Origin of the sequence: Achromobacter pestifer, assembly GCF_902859625.1 — a bacterium.
Lineage (GTDB): Bacteria > Pseudomonadota > Gammaproteobacteria > Burkholderiales > Burkholderiaceae_B > Achromobacter > Achromobacter pestifer.
The window spans coordinates 1-792 of record NZ_CADIJX010000021.1 but is presented as its reverse complement, the minus strand read 5'-3'; the positions used below and the strand labels follow the sequence as shown (position 1 = coordinate 792).

Below are 792 nucleotides of genomic sequence, written 5' to 3'. Positions count from 1 at the left end.
ATTTCCTGCGTGGGCAGCCGTGCGTTGTCCGGCCAGCTGACGCCCGACATGCTGGCCGCCCGCAACCCGGACGGCGAGACCCTTGCCCAAGGCATCGCCCGCATCGGCGGGAACCCCGACGCGCTCAACGCGCCGCTGCGCCGCGCAGGCGACACCGCGGCATTCGTCGAATTGCATATCGAACAAGGTCCCGTGCTGGAAAGCCGTGGCCTGCCGATCGGCGTGGTTACCAACATCGTGGGCATCCGCCGCGTGCAGATCGTCGTGGAAGGCCAGCCCGACCACGCCGGCACCACGCCGATGGACATCCGCCGCGATGCGCTGGTGGGCGCGGCCCGCATCATCGATGCGGCCAGCCGCCAGGCCAGCGCGGCCAGCGGCAATCCGCATTACGTGGTGGCCACCGTGGGCCGCTTGTCGATGACGCCCAACGCGGCCAATGCCGTGCCCGGCCGGGTCGAGTTGACGCTGGAAATGCGCAGCGACAGCAACGCCGTGCTGGACGCCTTCCCGGAAACCTTGATGGCGGGCGTGGCCGACGACCTGAAGGCGTTGCGCCTGACGGCAAGCTTCACGCAACTCAGCCGCGCGCAGCCCACCGACTGTTCGCCCTTGGTGATGGACGCGGTGAAGGCCGCCTCCGACCAGTTGGGCTACGCCTCGATGCGCCTGCCCAGCGGCGCGGGCCATGACGCCGTGTACATGGCGCCCACCGGCCCCATCGGCATGATCTTCATCCCCTGCCTGAATGGCCGCAGCCACTGCCCCGAGGAATGGATAGAGCCCGCGCAG

Annotated in this window: 1 protein-coding gene; it reads left to right on the top strand. The window is 69.4% G+C overall.

What is annotated here, in order from left to right; translation table 11 throughout:
• Positions 1-792: hydantoinase/carbamoylase family amidase (locus HV753_RS31100; RefSeq protein WP_175178422.1), on the top strand; the 792-nt coding region annotated here is incomplete at both ends.